Raw genomic sequence first — 19,534 nt, 5'->3', positions numbered from 1 at the left:
CACCAGATGGCTGATGAAAAGGTGTGGAGCCCGGTGGCATTCGTCACCCGCCGGGCGCGGGGTGTGCTCGGCATCGTGGATGAGGCGGCGGGCGCGGTGATCCGTACGCTGACCGCAGTGGTTCTCGACCGCATCGATCTGGACGACATCGTGTCCCGCGTCGACGTGAACCGCATCGCGGATCGGGTCGATGTACAGCGGGTGGCCGACCGGGTGGACGTGGAGACGATCGCCGACCGCGTCGACGTGAACCGCGTCGCCGAACGCATCGACATACGACGGGTCACCGACCGGGTGGACGTGGAGACCGTCGCCGACCGCGTCGACGTGAACCGCGTCGCCGAGCGGGTGGACGTCAACCGGGTCGCCGACCGGATCGACGTCAATCAGGTCGCCAACCGGGTCGACACCGACGCGGTGATCGTGCGGATCGATCTGGTGGGCATCACCCGTGACGTGCTGTCCGAGATCGATGTCGGGCGGATCGTGCGCGACACCGGGGGCGGGATGGCGGCGGAGACCGCCGACGCGGTCCGCCGCCTCGGGAAGCGCGGGGACCGGAGCGTCAACCGGTTCAGCGACCGGCTCCTCAGGCGTGCGGCGCCGTCTCAGGACAACGGGGCCGGTCCGCCGCCCGGGCGTGCCCGGTGACCGTGCCGGAGGGCGGTCCCGCGCCCGAGACTGCCGGGATCGTCTCGCGCGGCATCGCGGCGCTGCTCGACGCCCTGATCCTGACGGTCATCGGCTTCACGGTCCAGGTCAGCGCCGGAATCGCGCGACTGCTCGTCGTGGGGCCCCCGTTCCGGTTCCCCGAACTCTCCGGCTGGCTCTCCGGCACCTTGGCATGGACTCTCGCCGTCCTGTACCTCGGCGGTTCCTGGGCCGTGGTCGGGGGCACGGCGGGAGACTGGCTGATGGGGCTGCGCGTCACCGACCACGCGGGCCGACTTCTCGGGCTGCCGCGCTCATTGGTGCGTGCCGCCCTGAGCGTGACGGTCCCGCTGGGCCTGTTCTGGATACCGCTCAGCAAACACCGCGCGTCGGTCCAGGACCTGGTGGTCGTCAGTACCGTGCGGTACGACCGGCGTTGACCCCGTCCAGCGATGCCGTCCACGCGTTCCCCCCTCCCTCGCGCCGTTTTCACCCGTGCCGGGTGGGGGCCGGGACCCGGCGGGGCAGCTTCGCGGCGGCACCGAGCCCGCCGAGCCCGATGACGCCGAGCACCACCAGCGCCACCGCGTACGGTCCCACCGCCGGGTTCGCGACAAGGATGGTGCCGGCGATCGCGGTGCCCAACGAGGAACCGAGGTTCGACACGCTGCGCGACAGACCGGATATCTCGCCCTGCTGGTCCTCGGAGAAGCTCGACTGCACCACGTTGACCGAGGGTGTCAGCATCACTCCCATGCCAAGGCCGATCAGCAGCAGCCCTGGGACGAAGGTCCAGACGTTCGGTGAACCGTGAGCCAGGGCGAGCAGCACACCGATGCCGCAGACCGTCGCGGCGAACCCGGCCATCACGAGCGTGCGTTGCTCACGCCGCTTCGCGAAGCGCTGGGCGCCGAGCGAGGACACGAGCAGGCCCAGCGTGGACGCGCTGAAGATCAGGCCGGTGTCGATCGCGTCGTACCCGCGGACGACCTGCAGATACGCGGCCACCACGAACGACACCCCCATGAGTATCAGCCACTGGACGTGCTGGGTGATCATGCCCAGGTTGGACGTGCGGTTGTGGAACAGCTCGGTTCGCAGCAGCGGTTGGGCCCCGGCCCGTTCCTTCGCCCTCACCCAGCGGAAGAAGCCCACCAGCACCAGGACACCGGCCAGCAGGAGACCGCCCATCAGCCAGAGGTTGTTGTCGGCTGCGAGGATCCCCATGACGACGAGGATCAGTCCGGTCGCGGACAGCACCGCGCCACCGGTGTCGAAGTCACGGGAGGGGTCCGGCGGGAGCGGGTCGTCGATGCGGCGGGTCAGCACGATGATCACCGCGATCACCAGGGCCTGGAAGACGAAGGACGCCCGCCAGCTGATGGCCGACGTGATGAGCCCTCCGATCAGCGGCCCCGCGGCGGCGCCGATGCCGCCCATCGCCATGATCGCCCCGAAGGCGCGGGCGCGGTCGGCCATGCTCGTGAACAGGAGGGTGGTGAGGATGTAGACGGGCGGGATGAGCAGCGCCGTACCGATGCCTTCGAGAATCGAGTTGCCCAGGATGAGAACGCCGAGGCCGGGTGCCGCCGCACTGATCAGGGCGCCGATCCCGTACACGGTCAGACCGATGAGGAGGCAGCGTTTGCGGCCGTAACGGTCGGTCAGGATGCCGCCCGGAATCATCAGCGCCGCCATGACAAGCAGGAAAATCGTGATCGCGGTCTGCACGCCCTGGACCGTGGTGTCCAGGTCATTGCTGATGTCCTTGATCATCACATTCATGTTCGAGCCCGCGAAACTGCAGATGAACTGGGCGAGGGCCAGCGGCGCGAGCACCTGACGCTGCCAAGGGCGCTTCACCTGCCGGGCGTCTGTTCCGTCTGGGGTGGATGGCACGGTCATTGCCTCGCCTCCGTTCGCGGGTCACGGCCCGGACGACGCTCGGTTCGCGGGCCGGACGACGGCCAGCCTCCTGGGCGATCTGTCCTGCGGCGTCACCCTCGGAGGGTGACGACCGGGGGTACCGGTCGGGGGCAACACTCAGGGCACAGCGGTGCAACCGGCACCCTCGTCGAGTACGGAGGTCCTGTCATGGCCACCTCGACCACCCAGCACCACACCCCAGGCGCCAGGCAGACGGCGGCCTCCGGGCTGACCATCTTCGCGGCGGTGCTGTTGTTCCTCTCCGGATCCATGGACTTCTGCCGGGGTCTCATGGCCGTCCTCAACGACAACATCTTCGTCAACACGCCCAACTACGTCTTCCAGTTCGACCTGACGAGCTGGGGCTGGATCCACATCGTCATCGGCACGATCGCGGTGGCCGTCAGTTTCGGCCTGTTCGTCGCCGCGAAGTGGGCCAGGATCACGGGTGTCGTCATCACCTCGCTGATGATCATCGCCAGCTTCCTGTCCCTCCCGTACCACCCCGTCTGGTCCATCACCCTGATCGCCATGGACGGGTTCATCATCTGGGCCCTGTGCGTGGTGGAGAAGGACTCCGTCTACTAGCCGAGGTGCCCCATGAAGGACAAACGGGCGCACACGGCAGACGATCGGGCGGAACGGATCGCTGAGTTCATCGCGCCGCTGCGGGTCAAACCCGGATCAAAAGTGGATCTGTCCAAGGATTTCGATCCCACTCACAAGAAAGGCATCAAGAAGAAGAAAGACGGACAGGAACTGCTCCGCAGCGGCGTCACCCTGCTGGCCGACTACCAGCGGCGGCTGGCAGCCGAGGGCACTCATGGGGTCCTGCTCTGCCTCCAGGCGCTGGACGCCGGGGGCAAGGACGGCACGATCCGCCACGTGATGAGCGGGGTGAATCCCCAGGGCGTGCGCGTGGCCGGCTTCAAGGTGCCCTCGGCCGCGGAACTCAGCCACGACTACCTCTGGCGCTACTCCCGCGACCTGCCGCGCCGCGGGGAGATCGGCATCTTCAACCGGTCCCACTACGAGGAGGTCCTGGTAGTGCGGGTGCATCCCGAACACCTCACCCGTCAGCGGCTGCCGGGGAAGGTCGACGGCAGGAAGGTCTGGCGCCGACGCTATCGGGAGATCAACGACTGGGAGCGGTATCTGACGGACAACGGCTTCAGGATCGTCAAGCTGTTCCTGAACCTGTCCAAGGAGGAGCAGCGCATCCGCTTCCTCAAACGGATCGACGTCCCGGAGCGCAACTGGAAGTTCTCGGCGGCCGACGCCCGTGAACGCACCATGTGGGACGACTACCAGACGGCGTTCTCCGAGATGCTGTCCGCGACCAGCACGCCCTGGGCACCTTGGTACGTCGTGCCCGCGGACCGCAAATGGTTCGCGCGCACCTGCGCGGCGGCCGTGCTCGTCCACACCCTGATGGACATCGACCCGCAGTATCCCGAGATCGACGACAAGAGCCGGCGCGCGCTGGATCTCGAGAAGCAGAAGTTGGAGGACGAGGCGCCCGCCGGGGCGCCCGCGGACCCGTACGTGTCGCCGGCCGCCTCGGGAGCCCGGCACCAGGGCGGCGACCGGAGGCGGGCGCGATGACGGCACAGGCACCCGACCACGGCCACCTCACACGGCCTGACGCCTGGTACGCCCGCACAGCCCTCTCGGTGACCGCGGAACTCGATGTCGACCCGGCCGTGGGCCTCGGCGCCGCGCGGGTGGCCGCGCGGCTCGCCCAGGACGGGCCCAACTCCCTGCCGGAGGAGCGGACGCCCAGCGGCTGGATCCGGTTTCTCGGTCAGTACACCTCGTACATGCAGATCATTCTCGTCGCCTCCGCCGCGGTGTCGCTCGCCATTCAGGAGTGGGGCACCGCGGTGGTGCTGCTCAGCCTGACCGTCCTGAACGCGGTCATCGGGATACGACAGGAGGGCAAGGCCGAGAGCGCCATGAACGCTCTCAAGGAGATGACGAAGGCCACCGCGCGGGTGCGGCGCGACAGAGCGGAGGCCGAGATTCCGGCGGAGGAGGTGGTCGTCGGGGACGTCGTCCTGCTCGCCGCGGGGGACGAGGTGCCCGCGGACGGACGGCTCGTCTCCACGAGCGCGTTGCAGATCGACGAGTCCGCGCTCACCGGGGAGAGCGTTCCCGCCGCGAAGGACTGCGCACCGGTACGGGTCAGCGGTCTGGGACCGGCCGACCAGACGAGCATGGCCTTCATGAACACCCCGGTCACGCACGGCAGCGGCGTTCTGGTGGTCACGGCCACCGGTGTCTCCACCGAACTGGGCAAGATCTCGGGGATGTTGTCGGACACCCGGCGTGAGGAATCGCCGCTCACCCGGGAGTTGAACCGCCTGACGCTGTGGATCGTCGGGGCGGCCGGCGTCACCATGGTCCTGATGTTCGCCCTGGGGCGCGGGCGTGACGTGCCGTGGGACGTGCTCTTCGTCAGCGCCGTGTCGCTCGCGATCGCCGCCGTCCCCGAGGCCCTGCCCACGGTGACGCAGGCGATCCTCTCGCGCGGCGGTCTCGACCTGGCCCGACGGAACGCGATCGTCAAGGACCTGCCCTCGGTGGAGACACTGGGCTTCACCTCGGCCGTCAACTCCGACAAGACCGGCACGCTGACGATGAACCAGATGACCGTGGTCGAAGTGGTGGATCCCTTCGACCGCTACACAGTCTCGGGAACCGGCTACGCCCTGGAGGGCCGGATCCACCATGCCGCGGGCAGCTCCCCCGGCATCGAGGACGCGATCCTGCCGTATCTCGTCGCCAGTGACGCCTCACTCGTGGACGGACGGGTGGTGGGCGACCCCACCGAGGGCGCGCTGCTCGTGCTCGGTCACAAGGCGGGCCTCGACGTCGACTCCACGCGTCTGCGGCTCCCCCGGCTCGCCACTCTGCCGTTCGACCCGGCGTACAAACTCATGGCCACCTTCCATACGGCTCACGACGCGAAGGGCGTTCCGGTCGTGCGCTGCTTCGTCAAGGGAGCGGCGCCTGCCGTACTCGCCCTCACCACCACCGCCCTGTCGCACGGTTCGGCCATCCCCTTCGACACCGCGCTGCGGACCCGGGCCCAGAGCGAACTCGAACGGATGGAGCAGGCGGGCCGCCGTGTGATGGCGGCCGCGACGCGTGACCTCGCCCCGATCGGGTTCACACCGGACGGGGATCTCCTCGCCCAGGTCACGGAGTTGTGCGTGACGAGCCTTGTCGGCATGGCCGATCCGCCGCGCGACGAGTCCCGGAAGGCCGTGGCCGCCGCCCAAGCCGCCCATATCCGCGTACGGATGGTGACCGGGGACGACGTCATCACCGGTGCCGCCATCGCCGCACAGGTCGGCATCGAGGGCGAGGCGATCCTCGGCGCCGACTTCGCGGCCCTGTCGCAGGACGAACGCCTTGCCCGCATCGACGACATCGGCGTGGTCGGCCGGGTGGCCCCCGAGCACAAGGTGCTCCTTGCCGAGACTCTGAAGCAGAAGGGTGATGTGGTCGCCATGACGGGCGACGGCGTCAACGACGCCCCGGCCATCAAGGCCGCCGACATCGGCATCGCCATGGGGTCCGGCACGGAGGTCGCCAAGAACGCCGGGCGGATGATCCTGTCCGACGACAACTTCGCCACGATCGTCCACGCGGTGGAACAGGGCCGCAAGATCTACGACAACCTCACCAAGTACATCCGCTTCGTGCTGGTGCTGCTCATCGTGTTCGTCCTGACGTTCCTCGGCGCGGCGCTCTTCGACATCGCCGACGGTGAGCCGTTCACCCCCGCCCAGGTGCTGTGGATCCACTTCGTCGTCAACGCCGCCTTCGGCTTCTCCCTCGGGTTCGACCGGGTCAGCCCCGGGCTCATGTCCCGCCGCCCGCGGCCTCGCGGCCGGCCCGTGATGACCGGTGCTCTGATGCTGACGGTCGGGCTCGCGGGGACGGCGGTGGCGATCGGTCTTCTGACCATGATCCAGCTCGGCGCGACCCGCTACGACAGCGTGCGCATCGGCAACTCCATCGCCCTCACCTCGTTCGCGCTGTGTCTGATCGTGGCCGCCCTCGAATGCCGCAACCAGACCGCCACGGTCCTTACGGCCGACACGTTCGACAGCAAGCAGCTGAACTGGACGGTGCTCGGGGAGTTCGTGCTCGCCGTCCTGGTCACCCAGATGGATGCCTTCAACCGACTGCTCGACACCACGCCGCTGGGCATCGGCCAGTTCGGGTGGGCCCTGCTCCCCGCCCTCGCGCTCCTCGCGCTGTGGGAACTGGGCAAGCTCGTCACCCGCCGCCGTCAGCTGCCGTCCAGCGCCGGGCAGAGGTGAGAGGCCGGTGGGCTGGACGCCGCCAGGGGTCAGAACACTGCGCACCTACCGACGTGAGTGGCTGCTCAAGGACCTGATCGCGGGTGTCGTCCTGAGCACGCTGCTCGTGCCGCAGGGCATGGCGTACGCCGAACTGGCCGGACTGCCGCCGATCACCGGTCTCTACACCTCCGTGCTGTGTCTGCTCGCGTACGCCGTGGCGGGACCCTCGCGCGTCCTGGTGCTCGGCCCCGACTCCTCGCTCGGCCCGATGATCGCCGCGACGGTCCTGCCGCTGCTCGCCGCGGACGGGGACAGCTCACGCGCGATCGCGCTCGCCTCGGTGCTCGCCCTGATGGTCGGTGCGATCACGCTCCTGGCGGGGGTGGCGCGGCTCGGTTTCGTCGCCGACCTCATCTCCAAGCCCACCATGATCGGCTACATGAACGGCCTGGCCCTGACCATTCTCATCGGGCAGTTGCCGAAGCTGTTCGGTTTCTCGACCGACGCCGACGGGCTGCTCGGTGAGGTGGACGCCTTCGTCCGGGGGGTGGCGGAGGGGCGGACAGTGGCTGCCGCCGTCGCGGTCGGCGGTGGCTGCATCCTCCTGATTCTGCTGCTGCAACGTCTGATGCCGAAGGTCCCGGCCGTCCTGGTCATGGTGGTCCTCGCGATCGCGGCGTCCGTCGTTCTCGATCTGGACGAGCACGGGGTGAAGACCGTCGGGCGGCTCCCCGAAGGGCTTCCGCCGTTCACGGTCCCGCACATCACCCTGGACGATCTGGGTCCGCTGTTCGTCGGCGCCCTGGGAATCGCCCTGGTGTCCCTGGCCGACACCATCTCCAACGCCTCCGCCTTCGCGGCCCGCACCGGGCAGGAGGTCCGCGGGAACGACGAGATGATCGCGATCGGCACGGCGAACATGGCCGCCGGTCTGTTCCAGGGCTTCCCCGTGAGCACCAGCGGGTCACGCACGGCCGTGGCCGAGCGGGCCGGGGCCAAGACCCAGCTCACCGGGGTCGTCGGCGCGGCGCTCATCGTCCTCATGCTCGTCCTGCTGCCGGGCCTGTTCCGCGATCTGCCGCAGCCCGCGCTCGCCGCGGTGGTCCTGACGGCTTCCCTGTCCCTTGCCGACATCGCGGGCACGACGCGGCTGTGGCGCCAGCGCAAGGCGGAGTTCTGGCTGTCCATCGCCGCCTTCCTCGGGGTGGCGCTGCTCGGTGTGCTGCCGGGGATCGCCGTCGCGGTGGGCCTGTCCATCCTGAACGTCTTCCGGCGCGCGTGGTGGCCCTACAGCACGATCCTCGGTCGCGTGGCCGGCCTGGAGGGCTACCACGACGTGCGGTCGCACCCGGCTGCCCACCGCCTTCCGGGCCTGGTGATCTTCCGGTTCGACGGGCCGCTGTTCTTCGCCAACGCCACGTCGTTCCGCGAGGAAGTCCTGCGCTACACCCACGCCGAACAGTCACCACGGCGTGTGCTGATCGCGGCGGAACCGGTGACCGACGTCGACACGACCGCCGCGGACGTCCTTGAGGAGTTGGACGCGGCGCTCCGGGAGCTGGGTGTGGACCTGGTCTTCGCCGAGCTCAAGGACCCGGTGCGGCGCAAGGTCGAGCGCTACGGCCTCGCCCGCACCTTCGACGCGCGCCGCTTCTACCCCACCGTGGAAGCCGCCGTGGACGCGTTCCGGTCGGACAGTGGCACGGACTGGGGCCCTGGTACACCGGGCGACCGGTGACCAGGGCCCCAGGGCTGGGAGGCTAGGTCCTGGACCCGCCCGCAGCGGAGACCGAGAGCAGGTGCGTGCCCCACGGCGGCAGATCGACGTAGAGCCCGCTCGCCGTCAGCTCCGTACCCGGGCGTTCGTACCGCTCGACGTCGAGGAGGCTCGCCAACTCCCATACGCCGTCGCCCAGTTCGTTCCAGGGGAGGCGGATGCGTGCCTGCGCGTGATGATCGGAGAGGTTCACCACGGTCAGGAACCGGCCCGCCTCGCCGGACCAGCACGAGGCGACCAGGTCACGCCCCGAGTCGTTGTCGGGCCAACCATCGCAGTCGAGGAGCTGCCACCGCCCCGTCCGCATTCCGCTGCGGCGCACGGCCGACAACAGCCGCTCGTGGAACGCCCTCAGGGAGGGGTCCGGCGGTTCGTCCGGACGGCGGTCGAGGAAGACCGGCAGGTGGACGCGGCGCCCGGTGAACTGGCCCTCGTGCCACAGGGTGGCGCCCGGCAGCGTGGCGATCAGTGCGGCCGCGGCCCGCTCCTTGGCCGGAGGCATCGTCTGGGCGGCCCGCGGCTCGTCGTGGTTCTCCAGGAACCGGACCAGTCCACGCTGGTACTGCTCCTCGGCCCGCAGGTGCCCCCGGACCGACTCGACGCTCTCGTTCAGGACCCGGTCGTAGAGACGCTTGTCGTAGCAGAAGTCGAACCCTTGCTGCTGCAGGTCCCATTCGAGATCCCAGTACGCCTCCGCGGCGAAGACCATGTGGGGGTGGCGACGGCGGACGGCGGTCATGACCTCGGGCCAGAAGTCCGCCTGCGGCCGGGCCCCCGCCCTCTCGCCCCACGTCCGCGCGAAGACGTCGTTCATCATCAGCATCGCCATGTCGCAGCGCACACCGTCGCAGACCTCGCCGATGCCCTTGAGCACTTCCTCGGTCGCCCGCCGCAGGGCCGGGGCGAAGGCGTTCAGCTGCACCACGTCCGGCCAGGGCGGGAAGAACGGGTCGCGGCCTCGCGCCAGCACGGCGCTCCCGGTGTCGAGGAACCCGGCCGGATCACGCCGTGCGTCCTCGGCGTCACCCTGCACGAAGTACTCGGGGTGCGCGGTCACCCAGGGGCTGTCCGGTGCCACGTGGTTGGGCACGTAGTCGAGCAGCAGACCGACTCCCCTGCGGTCGAGTTCGGCCCGGGCGGCGGCCAGGCCCGCCGCGCCGCCGAGCGCCGCGTCGACCTCGTAACGGCGGATGCAGTACGGCGATCCGGCGATGTCCTCCTCGCCGATGTCCGGGACGGCTGCGGCGAAGGCGTCGCGCAGCGCCGGGTTCTCCAGGGCGATGGCGCGCCCCTGCGGACTGCGCTCCCACACCCCCATCAGCCAGACGGCGTCGACCCCGGAGGGGGTGATCTCGTCCCACACGTCCTTGGGTACGTCCGCCAGGCCGGCCGGGCCACCGGTACGGAGGGCCGTCTCCCTCAGCCATACGCGGGTGTTCACCTCGTGCACGACAGGTTGCGCGGGCAACTCGGTCATCGTTTCGACCTCCTCGGGGTACCGGAGCGGAAGTCGTCCGCATCGAACGTGCCGAAGATCTTCATCAGGGCCGCGACGAGACCGGTCCAGCCGGTCTGGTGCGAGGCTCCGATACCAGCGCCGTTGTCTCCGTGGAAGTACTCGTAGAAGGAGACCAGGTCACGCCAGTGCGGGTCGTCCTTGAACTTCGCCTGGCCTCCGTACACGGGCCGCCCGCCGTCCTCGCCGCGCAGGAAGATCCCGGTGAGGCGGGAACTGATCTCCTCGGCGACCTCGTACAGGTTCTTCTGCACCCCCGAGCCGGTCGGGCACTCGACGGTGAAGTCGTCACCGTAGAAGCCGTACAGGTTGAGCAGTCCGCGGATGACGAGAGCGTTCATCGGCATCCAGATCGGTCCGCGCCAGTTGGAGTTGCCGCCGAACATGCCGGTGTCCGACTCGGCGGGCAGATAGGAGACCTTGAACTCCTCACCATGTACCCAGAACGTGTACGGGTGGTCCTCGTGCACCTTGGAGAGCGCCCTGATCCCGTAGGGGCTCAGGAACTCGTCCTCGGACAGGAGCCGGGCGAGTACGCGCACCAGCTTCTTCTCGTCAAGGACGGACAGCAGCCGCGGACCGCCCGCCACCCCGGTCTGCGCCGCGGTCAGCGACACGGAGAGCGAGGGGTGACGCTCGGCGAACCGCCGCATCCGATCGCCGAGACCGGACAGTCGCTCCAGCTGGTCCGGCCGGAAGACGGTCGACGCGCACAGCGGGAGCAGCCCCACCATGGACCGGACCTTCAGCCGCACCGCCTGCCCGTCAGGCAGACGCAGCACGTCGTAGAAGAACCCGTCCTCCTCGTCCCACAGCTCGTCGTGAAGGTCTCCGACCCGGTCCATCGAGGCGGAGATCCAGAGATAGTGCTCGACGAACTTCAGGACCAGTTCGTCGTAGGCCGGGTTCTGTTCGGCGAGTTCCATCGCGATCTGGATCATCGACTGGCAGTACAGCGCCATCCAGGCGGTGCCGTCCGCCTGCTCCAGGGTGCCTCCGGTGGGCAGGGGGGCGCTGCGGTCGAAGACGCCGATGTTGTCGAGGCCGAGGAAACCACCCTGGAAGATGTTCCGGCCGCCGGGGTCCTTGCGGTTGACCCACCAGGTGAAGTTCGTGAGCAGTTTCTGGAAGGTGCGCTCCAGGAACGCGTGGTCGGTGTGGCCGGTCGTGCCTTTCTCCACCGTGTACACGAAGTACGCGGCCCAGGCGTGCACGGGTGGATTGACGTCGCCGAAGTTCCACTCGTACGCCGGTATCTGACCGTTGGGGTGCAGGAAGTTGTCCCGCAGCAGCAGTTCGAGCTGCTCCTTGGCGAAGTCGACGTCGACGACCGCCAGGCCCACGGCATGGAACGCCAGGTCCCAGGCGGCGAACCAGGGGTACTCCCACTTGTCCGGCATGGAGACGATGTCGTCGCTCACCATGTGGAACCACTCGCCGTTGCGCAGTCCCGGCCGCGGCGGGCTCCACGGGGTCATGTCGTGTTCGCTCAGCCACTTCTCCAGGTCGAAGCCGTAGTACTGCTTGGACCAGAGCATGCCGGCCAGGGCCTGGCGCAGGACGCGTGCCTCGTCCTCACTGGCGTGCTCGGGAGTCAACTCCCGGTAGAACTCGTCCGCTTCGGCGATGCGGTCCTTGAAGACCGTGTCGAATCCCCGGGACAGGGAGAGCTGCTCCCCCGCCGGGCCAAGGCGCAGCCGCAGAGTCTGTGACCCTCCCGCGGGGACGGTGAGCGTGTGATGGGCGGCCGCCTTGGTGCCCTCCCGCGCCGGGTTGACGGCGCTCTCCTCCCCCGCGACGACGTACCGGTCCAGGGCGTTCTTGACATAGGGAGTGGCGTTGGGCGAGCCGAACAGCCGCTCGTTGTCGGTCTCGTTCTCCGTGAAGAGCAGCGGAACGGCGTCGGCGCACCGCAGGTCGTAGCTGCCGAGCTCGGGGTGGTCGGCCCGGATCGTGACGGTCGAGTCCGGCCCGTCGACCGCTCGCATCCGCGGCCTGGACTCCTCGCCGTTCTGCTCGTCCCAGGACCAGGTGTTGCGGAACCACAGCGTCGGCAGCACGTGCAGGGTCGCCTCTTCGGGACCCCGGTTGTCGACGGTGACCCGCATCAGGATGTCGTCGTGGTCCGCCTTGGCGTACTCCACCGTCACGTCGAAGTACCGGTCCTCGTCGAACACTCCGGTGTCCATGAGCTCGTACTCGAACTCCTGGCGCGTGCGGTCCCGGTTGACGGACACGAGATCGTTGTACGGGAACGCGGCCTGCGGGTACTTGTACAGGTACCGCAGGTAGGAGTGGCTGGGCGTGCTGTCGAGGTAGAAGTAGTACTCCTTGACGTCCTCACCATGGTTGCCCTCACCGTTGGTCAGGCCGAAGGCGCGCTCCTTGAGGATCGGGTCGCGGCCGTTCCACAGCGCGAGGGCCAGACACAGGCGCTGCTTCTCGTCGCAGATGCCGCCGAGGCCGTCCTCGCCCCACCGATAGGCACGCGACCGCGCGTGATCGTGCGGGAAGTAGGACCAGGCGTCGCCGCCGGGGCTGTAGTCCTCCCGGACCGTGCCCCACTGCCTTTCGCTCAGATACGGGCCCCACAGGCGCGAACGCCCGCTCCCGTCGCCCTTCGGTCCGACACGTCCGGCGTGCGTCCGCGTCTTCATGCGCGTCTCCCTGCCCTAGGTCAACCGGATGCGCCAGTCTTGGCGGGGGCCTGCCGACCCGCCTCACCTTCCGGGGGTGAGCCCTCCGCCCGGGCGACGAGGGTGAGCGCGATCTCGTACGCGGCCAGCAGTGCGCCGACCACGAAGAGGCCGGTCCACGACGACAGGAGCAACGCGACAACGGCCGCGACGACCACACCCGCCACCCGCAGCGCATCGGCGTGCTGCGCCAGCCACGGCCGCACCCGCGCGCCCTCCACCCGGTCCCCGGCCTTGGCCATGACATGGCCGGTGGCCCGCGCACCTTGTGTCACGTACCTGCGGAGCGCCTTCGGCAGGCGTCCGGGTCCCACCAGATACGCCAGGACGGCGATGGCGACACCCAGCCACAGCAGCTGGTCGCCCCGATCGCGCAGAGTCGTGAACACCGTCCGTATCGCGGCTTGTGCGCCGTCGCGGTAGACGCCCGACGGCACCTCGCCGAGCAGTTGGTCCCGGACCGCCCGCAGCACGGTCGAGAGCGCGGTGACGGTCACGACCAGCCACAGGCCGAGCTGGAGGATGGTGCGTCGCCGCTGAGGCGAGATCCACAGGGCGAGCCCGAGCAGCACCGGCACGGCGATCACGAGGCCGACCACGGCGCGCTTGAACAGCAGCACCGTCTCCTGCAGTTGACCCAGCTCGTGCCGGTTGTAGATCCGGATCTGAGCGAAGTTCGCGGGCAGCGATACGCCGAGCGCCTTCTCGATGCGGTCATGCAGGCCGGGCGGGAGCTCGCCGGAGGAGACGGCGGGCAGATCGAGCTTCTTGCCGAACATGGTGGGCAGCTGCTCCTCCAGGGACCGCAGCACGTTGTTGACCATCGGAAGCAGGTTGAGGGTGACCGTGTCACCGCTCACCCGTACGTTCTCGTTCTCCTTCTCGAGCACCGCGACGATCCGCTCGTGGGCGCGGCGGTTCGTCGCACGCCACAACTCCTGGAACCTGTCGTTGGCGATGAGCTTGGAGATCGAGTCCCGCACATAGTCCTGGACCGCCCCGGTGACGGGCGCCGCCAGGAAGGAGGCGCGCGGCGGCAGCACGTCGGTGAGCCGCTGCTTGACGTCGACCCGGTCGAGGATCTCGCGCGTCAGATAGGTGGAGACGGCGGCGTTCACGTCGGGATCCTCGGGCAGCGGCCCCACCGTGGCGACCCAACGGTCCGTGTTGAGGGTGGTCCGCGAGCCCCACACCCCCACGACCGAGGTGACCGCGAGGACGGCGACCAGAGCGATCAGCACGGCCGCGGCAACACGCCGGACGGACAGCAGACGGGCCCGGCGCCGTCGCTGGGTACCGGCCCGGTCACGCAGCTCACCGACCTCCGCACGCAGCCGCTTGAGTTCGGCCTCGTCGGCGCCGGCACCGGTGGACCCGGCGGCGTCACGGGCGGGCTCGGCGCCATCCCCTTGCGGTGTCTCTTGATGCGTCATGGGCGTCGCACCTCCGCCTCCTACCGTCCCGGCGCCCGCGCCAGGTTCCTTCACCTGCGGCGGGTGACGCGCCATCCCCGGTGCCGACGCTGTGATGACGGCCATGAACGGCGGCACTTTCCCGAGAGGAGACACGATGACTGGGATCGGACCGGTACAACTCCTGACGGTCGAGTTCGGACCCGACGCCAAGTTCGAAGGACGGATCATCGAGGAACTGGGGATCCTCGAGGCGAACGGACAGATCCGTGTCCTGGACATGCTCTTCGTGCGCAAGGAGCCCGGCGGAGATCTGTTCGCTCTCGACTTCCAGGCCGAAGGCATGGGCGAGACGGTCGCCGCGCTGCTCGGAATCTCGAACGAGCAGACCCGGGCGGCACAGGAGGCGTACCCGAGTCTGGCCGAGGGCAACGCATTCGGCCTGACCTCCGGCGAGATCAGGGAGATGGCCGAGTCCCTCGACCCGGGGGCCGCGGCGGCCTTCATCCTGCTGGAACACGTGTGGGCCAAGTACTTGCGCAAAGCCCTCCGTGACGCCGGTGCCGTCCCTGTCGCCGAGGGCTTCCTCACCGATGAGGCACTGGCTCCCGTCCTCGCCGAACTCACGGCGATGGCACAGAAGTTGGGTGACCCGGTCCGACCTGAGGTCCGGCCGGACCAGAAGCCCCGCAACCCCCGGAGGAGGGCCTGATGGCCGATCTCGTCGTACTCGGATTCTCGGACAAGGAGAAGGCGGAGGGAGTTCTGCGCCTCGCCAAGGAACTGTCCCGCCAGGAACTGCTCGACCTGGAGGACGCGGCGATCGCCTGGCGGACCATGGACGGCAAGCTCCATGTGCACCAGACGTTCAACACCACGGCCACCGGCGCGGCCGGCGGCGCCCTGTGGGGCTCGCTGTTCGGAATGCTCTTCCTGATGCCGGTGTTCGGTGCCGCGGTGGGCGCCGCCACCGGAGCCATCGCCGGGAAGCTCTCCGACATCGGCATCAACGACGCCTTCGTCAAGGAGACCGCGAGCACCCTCGAACCGGGACGCGCGGCTCTCTTCGCTCTCGTCCGGCGCTCGACACCCGACCGCGTACGTGACGCGGTACGTCCCTTCAACCCCACCGTGATCCGCACGTCTCTCACCAAGGACCGGGAAGAGGAACTGATCGAGGCCCTCCAGAAGAAGTGACCGAAGGCGGCCCGCCCGCTCCGGACCCGGGCCGCCTCGGCAAGCGCCATCTCCCACCGGAAATTCACCCGGGTGAGATGGCGCTTGCCGTGCGCTCCCGCTGTCCTGGCAACCCCATACTTGCCGCAGCCGCACCACTGTGCTCCGAGAGCGAGGTGCCGCCCATGGCAGAGTGCTCAAGCCCTTCACAGGACAGCGACCCGAACCAGGAGTCCACCTGCACAGCACCCCCGGTGCCCACCTGGCTCGTGCCCAGGCCCCGCCTGACCGACCGTCTCGCGAGAGGCGTTCTCGGGCCCCTGACCGTGATCGTGGGCCCTGTGGGCGCCGGCAAGACGGCCCTCGCCCTGGAGTGGGCGCACACCCGGCGCCTGCCGGGACCGCTCGCCTGGGTCGCCTGCGACGGCCGGACCGAGCAGTCCCGCGTCTTCTGGCCGCGCGTGATCGGCGCGCTGCGCGAGGCCGGCGTGGACGTGCCGGAGCCCGACACCTCGGAGGCGGAATCGCTGCTCGTGGCGACGCTCGCCGCCGGTCTGAGCAAGCGCGGTGAGCCGGTGGTACTGGTCCTCGACGACTTCCAGCCCGCTCCCGGATCCCCGATCGCGGAAGGGGTCAGCAGCCTCCTGCGGCACCTGCCGGGGGTGCTGCGCCTGGTGGTGCTGGCCCGCCGGGATCCTCCCCTGCATCTGCACCGCGGCCGCCTCACCAGCGAGGTCACCGAGCTGCGGACCGGAGACCTCGCCTTCGACGACCGGGAGACGACGGCGCTCCTCGCCCAGCACGGGATCGACGTGCCGAAGCAGACGGTGAGCGCGCTGCGGCGGCGCACGGACGGGTGGGCGGCGGGACTGCGCCTTGCCGCGATGTCCATGGAGAAGCAGAGCGATCCGGAACGGTTCGTGGCCCAGTTCGCCGGCGACGACGAGGCCATCGCCAGCTACCTCGTCGAGGAGGTCCTCGACATTCAGCCCGACGGCATGCGCCGACTGCTCCTGACGACGAGTGTGCTCGACCATGTGAACGCCGAACTGGCCATCGAGCTCTCCGGCGAGGACGCGGGCAGGCACTTCGCCGCTCTCGTCCGGGAGAACTCGTTCCTGCAACCCGTCGGCCAGGGCTGGTACCGGTGCCACCAGATGTTCGCCGACGTGCTGCGGATGTGCCTGCGCCATGAGAAGCCCGGCCTGATCGCCCCGTTGCACCGCCGCGCGGCGACCTGGCTCGGCGAACACGGTCTGCTGGCCGACGCCGTGCGGCACTTGCTCGCCGCGGGCGACTGGGACCAGGCAGGACGACTGATCGTGGACCACCTCGCGATCGGTCAGGTGCTCGGTCTGACCAAACTGCGGCTGTCGAACGAACTGACCCGGAAGATGCCCGAGCAGCCGCCGTCAGAGAGCCCCGAACCCGTCCTGCTCGCCGCGGCGGTCGCCCGGGGCCGCGACGACGATCCGGGGTGCTGCCGGTACCTCGAACTTTCCGAGCGGCTGATCGCGGAACTGACGGCGGACGAGGACCGCGCCACCCGGTGCCGCCTGGCCCATGCCGTGATCCGCATGGATCAGTTGCGCTCCCGGGACCCTCATCAGGCCCGTGCCGCCGCGGCCGACGCGGAGTCGGCCCTGACACGCCTACCGCAGGCGGTCCTGGCGCAGCACCCCGAGATCCTCGCGCTCACTCTGGCGATCCGGGGCAGCGGAGAGTTGCGGGCCGGTGGCCTCAAGGCCGCTGAGGCCACCCTCACCGGGGGGCTCAAGGCCGCGGGTGTCGCAGGGAACGGTGCGCTGCGCCGGGACTGCCTCGTCGAACTGGCGCTTCTTGAGGCGCTCCGCGGCCGCTTCCGGGGTGCCGACGAACTCGCCGCCCAGGCCGTCCAGCCGCCCCTGCCCTCCTGGACCGTCGCGGAGCGCTCGCAGGCGTCCCTGCACCTCGTGCGCGCCTGGGTCGAGCTGGCGCGTGGCGAGCCCGGCCGGGCCCGGCACGAACTCACCCGGGTCAGGGCCGTGCTGGACGGCCTGCCGGACGAGTTCCTCTCCGAGGTCGGCTCCCTGGTGGCGGGGCTTGCCACTGCGGTGGAGCGAGGTGGTTCGGCCCCTGCCCCGATCGGGGATGTGGCGGCCACGTCGCGGCTGCCACGTCCCGTGCTGCGGGCAGTGATGCCGGCGTGCGCCTCCCTGCTCGACTCCGCCCGTCGCAGGTTCACCGTCACCTCCCTACCGCAGCACACGGCCACGCGGCCGACCCTCGCCCTCATCGCCGCCCCGTCGGCCCCCACCGAACGGCTCAGCGCGCGCGAGCGCGACGTTCTGGGCCGGCTGGCTCAGATGATGACCACCGAGGAGATCGCCGAGGAGCTGTACCTCTCGGTGAACACGGTGAAGACACATCTCAAGAGCGTCTACCGCAAGCTCGCCGTGACCCGGCGCTCGGCCGCTGTCCGGCGAGCCCGCGAACTCCAGCTCCTGTAGCCGGAACTGATCCCGGTACTGGAACTGAAATGGGAACTGGAAAGGTAGCGGTGACTCCCCGGCCGCCCTATACGAGCCTCAGCGCGCGACCGCGCTCCACCGCCTCGGCCCGGGAGTTCACACCCAGCTTCCGGTAGACGGCGCGAACGTGGCTCTTGACCGTGTTGACCGAGACATACAAGTCGTCGGCGATCTGCCGCAGCGGCACCTCGTGCTCCAGTCGGCACAGCACCGCCAGCTGACACAGTGTCAACGGCTCCGTCGGCTGCGGTACGGGCCGCTCCGACCGCGCGGGCACCAGCGCGAGCACAGCCGCTGCTTCCCCCATCAGTACACCCGCGCTGCGTACATCACCCACGTCCCCCGCGATCCTGACCAGGGTTCCTGCGAACCAGACCAGACAGGTCGTCACGGTCGAATCGGCCGCCTGGGCCTCTGCGCTGAGCACATGCAACCGCCCGTTCAGGACGGAGACCTCGCCCGCCACTCCCCGCGAGCCTTTCCCCGGATCCGCGCACAGTGTCACGGACATGCCCCTCACCTCCCCATGTGCTGGGCATTACCCCTACACCCTGGGGCGGTCGGCACGGTTACGGAAGATGCCCGTCGGCTCTTTTCGACGCGACTCGGCCCTCCCCGTGAGCTGCGCCCGTGCCACGCTCTAGGTGCTGGGGTCGGGCAGCCGACGCACCTCAAGAAGTTCGAGCCCCAACGCCTGGATGCGGTCGAGGATCCCGTACAGCGCGGCCTGGTCGAGCCCCGCTCCCACCAGCACTGTCTCCGCGGGACGCAGCACGACCGTCAGCTCTCCGAACGCCGACCGGAAGGCCTCGCCGATCCTGCCCCGGACGCGGATCTCGAAGTCGGCGCCGCCGGGTGGTGTCCCGGCCGGTCCGGGCCCCGATTCCTCCTGTGCCCCGCCCATGGCGACACCTCCTGTACGACGGCCTGGCCATCGGCCGCCATCCTCGCCGCGGCGTGGCCGGACGGCATCACCTTGCGCGGGTGACGGTGCCCCACCTGGGCTCCCGGGCTCATCCGCTGCGGGTGAACCGGCGAGGTGACACCGGGCGGATGCTCCGGGTTCACCGAGAGGGAGGTTCGACATGGCGGAGCAGATCTCGGGGGACAAGGCGCGTACCAGTGCGCCCGAACCGCAGCCCCACATCAGTCCGGTCGCGCTCGGCGGAGTCGTCTTCGCCGTGTGCGTCCTTGGCATCGTCGGCGCGTTCAACGTGATCGCGGGACTCTCCGCGATCCTCGGCGACAACTATGACCAGTCGCAGGGCGACTACGCTTTCGACTTCGACGTCAACATCCGTGGCTGGGTCCAGATGCTCTCGGGTGTCGTCATTGTCGCGGCCGCGCTCAACATCTTCACCGGCCGTACCTGGGCCCGCGTCGTCGGGATCGTCGTCGCGGCGCTCAGCGCCCTGGAGAACTTCTTCTTCACCCCGTACCAGCCGGTGTGGTCGGCCATCCTCATCGCGCTCGACATCCTGGTGATCTGGTCGCTGACCATGTACGGCCACCCCGAGGCACACAAGGTCTACGGGGCGCCTCTGTAGCCGGCGG

The 19,534-nt window shown here is 69.4% G+C and carries 16 protein-coding genes; 10 read left to right on the top strand and 6 right to left on the bottom strand.

The features are described from left to right. The first annotated feature begins 6 nt into the window (after positions 1–6). Together ACZ5CR_RS01110 and ACZ5CR_RS01105 are read left to right on the top strand one after the other, a co-directional pair. Complete coding sequence (locus tag ACZ5CR_RS01110; protein ID WP_468852320.1) at positions 7–651, top strand: hypothetical protein; 645 nt, start codon at positions 7–9, stop codon at positions 649–651. Next, positions 648–1,091, top strand: coding sequence for an RDD family protein (locus ACZ5CR_RS01105; protein ID WP_468852319.1), 444 nt, complete (start codon positions 648–650; stop codon positions 1,089–1,091). The genes ACZ5CR_RS01110 and ACZ5CR_RS01105 overlap by 4 nt, the downstream gene beginning before the upstream one ends. A gap of 49 nt (positions 1,092–1,140) precedes the next feature. Here the strand turns inward: ACZ5CR_RS01105 and ACZ5CR_RS01100 are convergent, their stop codons facing one another. Continuing rightward, the gene (locus ACZ5CR_RS01100) at positions 1,141–2,556 is read right to left on the bottom strand and encodes an MFS transporter (protein WP_468852317.1); all 1,416 of its coding nucleotides are present in this window, start codon (positions 2,554–2,556) and stop codon (positions 1,141–1,143) included. A 189-nt stretch (positions 2,557–2,745) separates the two neighbouring features. Here ACZ5CR_RS01100 and ACZ5CR_RS01095 point away from each other — a divergent pair, with 189 nt between their 5' ends. From ACZ5CR_RS01095 to ACZ5CR_RS01080, 4 genes are read left to right on the top strand one after another with little or no spacing between them, the layout of a single operon-like run. Further along, positions 2,746–3,165 (top strand): DUF7144 family membrane protein, encoded by a 420-nt coding sequence (locus tag ACZ5CR_RS01095; RefSeq protein ID WP_468852316.1) that lies wholly within the window; start codon positions 2,746–2,748, stop codon positions 3,163–3,165. 12 nt (positions 3,166–3,177) lie between these two features. Further along, positions 3,178–4,182, top strand: a complete 1,005-nt coding sequence (locus ACZ5CR_RS01090) for a polyphosphate kinase 2 family protein (protein WP_468852314.1) — start codon at positions 3,178–3,180, stop codon at positions 4,180–4,182. Then, positions 4,179–6,911 carry a cation-translocating P-type ATPase gene (locus tag ACZ5CR_RS01085; RefSeq protein ID WP_468852312.1) on the top strand — a complete coding sequence of 911 codons (2,733 nt, stop codon included), beginning with the start codon at positions 4,179–4,181 and terminating at the stop codon, positions 6,909–6,911. Before ACZ5CR_RS01090 ends, ACZ5CR_RS01085 begins: the two co-directional genes overlap by 4 nt. Positions 6,912–6,918: 7 nt before the next feature. Then, positions 6,919–8,631, top strand: a complete 1,713-nt coding sequence (locus ACZ5CR_RS01080; RefSeq protein ID WP_468852310.1) for a SulP family inorganic anion transporter — start codon at positions 6,919–6,921, stop codon at positions 8,629–8,631. A 22-nt stretch (positions 8,632–8,653) separates the two neighbouring features. Here ACZ5CR_RS01080 and ACZ5CR_RS01075 read toward each other — a convergent pair whose 3' ends face one another. Genes ACZ5CR_RS01075 through ACZ5CR_RS01065 form a run of 3 tightly spaced genes read right to left on the bottom strand, consistent with a single transcriptional unit; the run spans position 8,654 to position 14,315 of the window. Then, positions 8,654–10,147, bottom strand: coding sequence for an alpha-amylase (locus ACZ5CR_RS01075; protein ID WP_468852308.1), 1,494 nt, complete (start codon positions 10,145–10,147; stop codon positions 8,654–8,656). Next, complete coding sequence (locus ACZ5CR_RS01070) at positions 10,144–12,843, bottom strand: MGH1-like glycoside hydrolase domain-containing protein (RefSeq protein WP_468852306.1); 2,700 nt, start codon at positions 12,841–12,843, stop codon at positions 10,144–10,146. The genes ACZ5CR_RS01075 and ACZ5CR_RS01070 overlap by 4 nt, the downstream gene beginning before the upstream one ends. Positions 12,844–12,863: 20 nt before the next feature. Next, the gene (locus ACZ5CR_RS01065; RefSeq protein ID WP_468852305.1) at positions 12,864–14,315 is read right to left on the bottom strand and encodes a hypothetical protein; all 1,452 of its coding nucleotides are present in this window, start codon (positions 14,313–14,315) and stop codon (positions 12,864–12,866) included. Between the two features lie 136 nt (positions 14,316–14,451). On the opposite strand from ACZ5CR_RS01065, the gene ACZ5CR_RS01060 reads away from it, so the two are divergent. The 3 genes from ACZ5CR_RS01060 to ACZ5CR_RS01050 all read left to right on the top strand — a co-directional run bounded on the left by ACZ5CR_RS01060 (position 14,452) and on the right by ACZ5CR_RS01050 (position 17,959). Continuing rightward, positions 14,452–15,006 (top strand): DUF1269 domain-containing protein, encoded by a 555-nt coding sequence (locus ACZ5CR_RS01060; protein WP_468852303.1) that lies wholly within the window; start codon positions 14,452–14,454, stop codon positions 15,004–15,006. Beyond that, entirely contained in the window at positions 15,006–15,491 is a 486-nt protein-coding gene (locus ACZ5CR_RS01055) for a DUF1269 domain-containing protein (protein WP_468852301.1), read from the top strand. The genes ACZ5CR_RS01060 and ACZ5CR_RS01055 overlap by 1 nt, the downstream gene beginning before the upstream one ends. Positions 15,492–15,655: 164 nt before the next feature. Continuing rightward, positions 15,656–17,959, top strand: a complete 2,304-nt coding sequence (locus tag ACZ5CR_RS01050; RefSeq protein WP_468852299.1) for a winged helix-turn-helix domain-containing protein — start codon at positions 15,656–15,658, stop codon at positions 17,957–17,959. Between the two features lie 67 nt (positions 17,960–18,026). Here ACZ5CR_RS01050 and ACZ5CR_RS01045 read toward each other — a convergent pair whose 3' ends face one another. Further along, on the bottom strand, positions 18,027–18,491 hold the full coding sequence (locus tag ACZ5CR_RS01045) for a LuxR C-terminal-related transcriptional regulator (RefSeq protein WP_468852298.1): 465 nt from the start codon (positions 18,489–18,491) through the stop codon (positions 18,027–18,029). Positions 18,492–18,620: 129 nt separating this feature from the next. Next, positions 18,621–18,884, bottom strand: a complete 264-nt coding sequence (locus ACZ5CR_RS01040; protein WP_468852297.1) for a hypothetical protein — start codon at positions 18,882–18,884, stop codon at positions 18,621–18,623. Positions 18,885–19,065: 181 nt separating this feature from the next. On the opposite strand from ACZ5CR_RS01040, the gene ACZ5CR_RS01035 reads away from it, so the two are divergent. Next, a complete protein-coding gene (locus ACZ5CR_RS01035) occupies positions 19,066–19,527 on the top strand; it encodes a DUF7144 family membrane protein (RefSeq protein WP_468852296.1) in 462 nt (153 codons plus the stop codon). Positions 19,528–19,534 lie beyond the last annotated feature (7 nt).

The sequence above is a fragment of the Streptomyces sp. NPDC031274 genome (genome assembly GCF_055570235.1).
This window is presented reverse-complemented; position numbering and strand designations above follow the sequence as displayed.

Excerpts from the sequence above, each read along its gene's own strand:
- ACZ5CR_RS01110 (WP_468852320.1), top strand. The coding sequence starts at position 7 with ATGGCTGATGAAAAGGTGTGGAGCCCGGTGGCATTCGTCACCCGCCGG.
- ACZ5CR_RS01100 (WP_468852317.1), bottom strand. The coding sequence starts at position 2,556 with ATGACCGTGCCATCCACCCCAGACGGAACAGACGCCCGGCAGGTGAAG.
- ACZ5CR_RS01095 (WP_468852316.1), top strand. The coding sequence starts at position 2,746 with ATGGCCACCTCGACCACCCAGCACCACACCCCAGGCGCCAGGCAGACG.
- ACZ5CR_RS01090 (WP_468852314.1), top strand. The coding sequence starts at position 3,178 with ATGAAGGACAAACGGGCGCACACGGCAGACGATCGGGCGGAACGGATC.
- ACZ5CR_RS01085 (WP_468852312.1), top strand. The coding sequence starts at position 4,179 with ATGACGGCACAGGCACCCGACCACGGCCACCTCACACGGCCTGACGCC.
- ACZ5CR_RS01075 (WP_468852308.1), bottom strand. The coding sequence starts at position 10,147 with ATGACCGAGTTGCCCGCGCAACCTGTCGTGCACGAGGTGAACACCCGC.
- ACZ5CR_RS01070 (WP_468852306.1), bottom strand. The coding sequence starts at position 12,843 with ATGAAGACGCGGACGCACGCCGGACGTGTCGGACCGAAGGGCGACGGG.
- ACZ5CR_RS01065 (WP_468852305.1), bottom strand. The coding sequence starts at position 14,315 with ATGACGCATCAAGAGACACCGCAAGGGGATGGCGCCGAGCCCGCCCGT.
- ACZ5CR_RS01060 (WP_468852303.1), top strand. The coding sequence starts at position 14,452 with ATGACTGGGATCGGACCGGTACAACTCCTGACGGTCGAGTTCGGACCC.
- ACZ5CR_RS01055 (WP_468852301.1), top strand. The coding sequence starts at position 15,006 with ATGGCCGATCTCGTCGTACTCGGATTCTCGGACAAGGAGAAGGCGGAG.
- ACZ5CR_RS01050 (WP_468852299.1), top strand. The coding sequence starts at position 15,656 with ATGGCAGAGTGCTCAAGCCCTTCACAGGACAGCGACCCGAACCAGGAG.
- ACZ5CR_RS01045 (WP_468852298.1), bottom strand. The coding sequence starts at position 18,491 with ATGTCCGTGACACTGTGCGCGGATCCGGGGAAAGGCTCGCGGGGAGTG.
- ACZ5CR_RS01040 (WP_468852297.1), bottom strand. The coding sequence starts at position 18,884 with ATGGGCGGGGCACAGGAGGAATCGGGGCCCGGACCGGCCGGGACACCA.
- ACZ5CR_RS01035 (WP_468852296.1), top strand. The coding sequence starts at position 19,066 with ATGGCGGAGCAGATCTCGGGGGACAAGGCGCGTACCAGTGCGCCCGAA.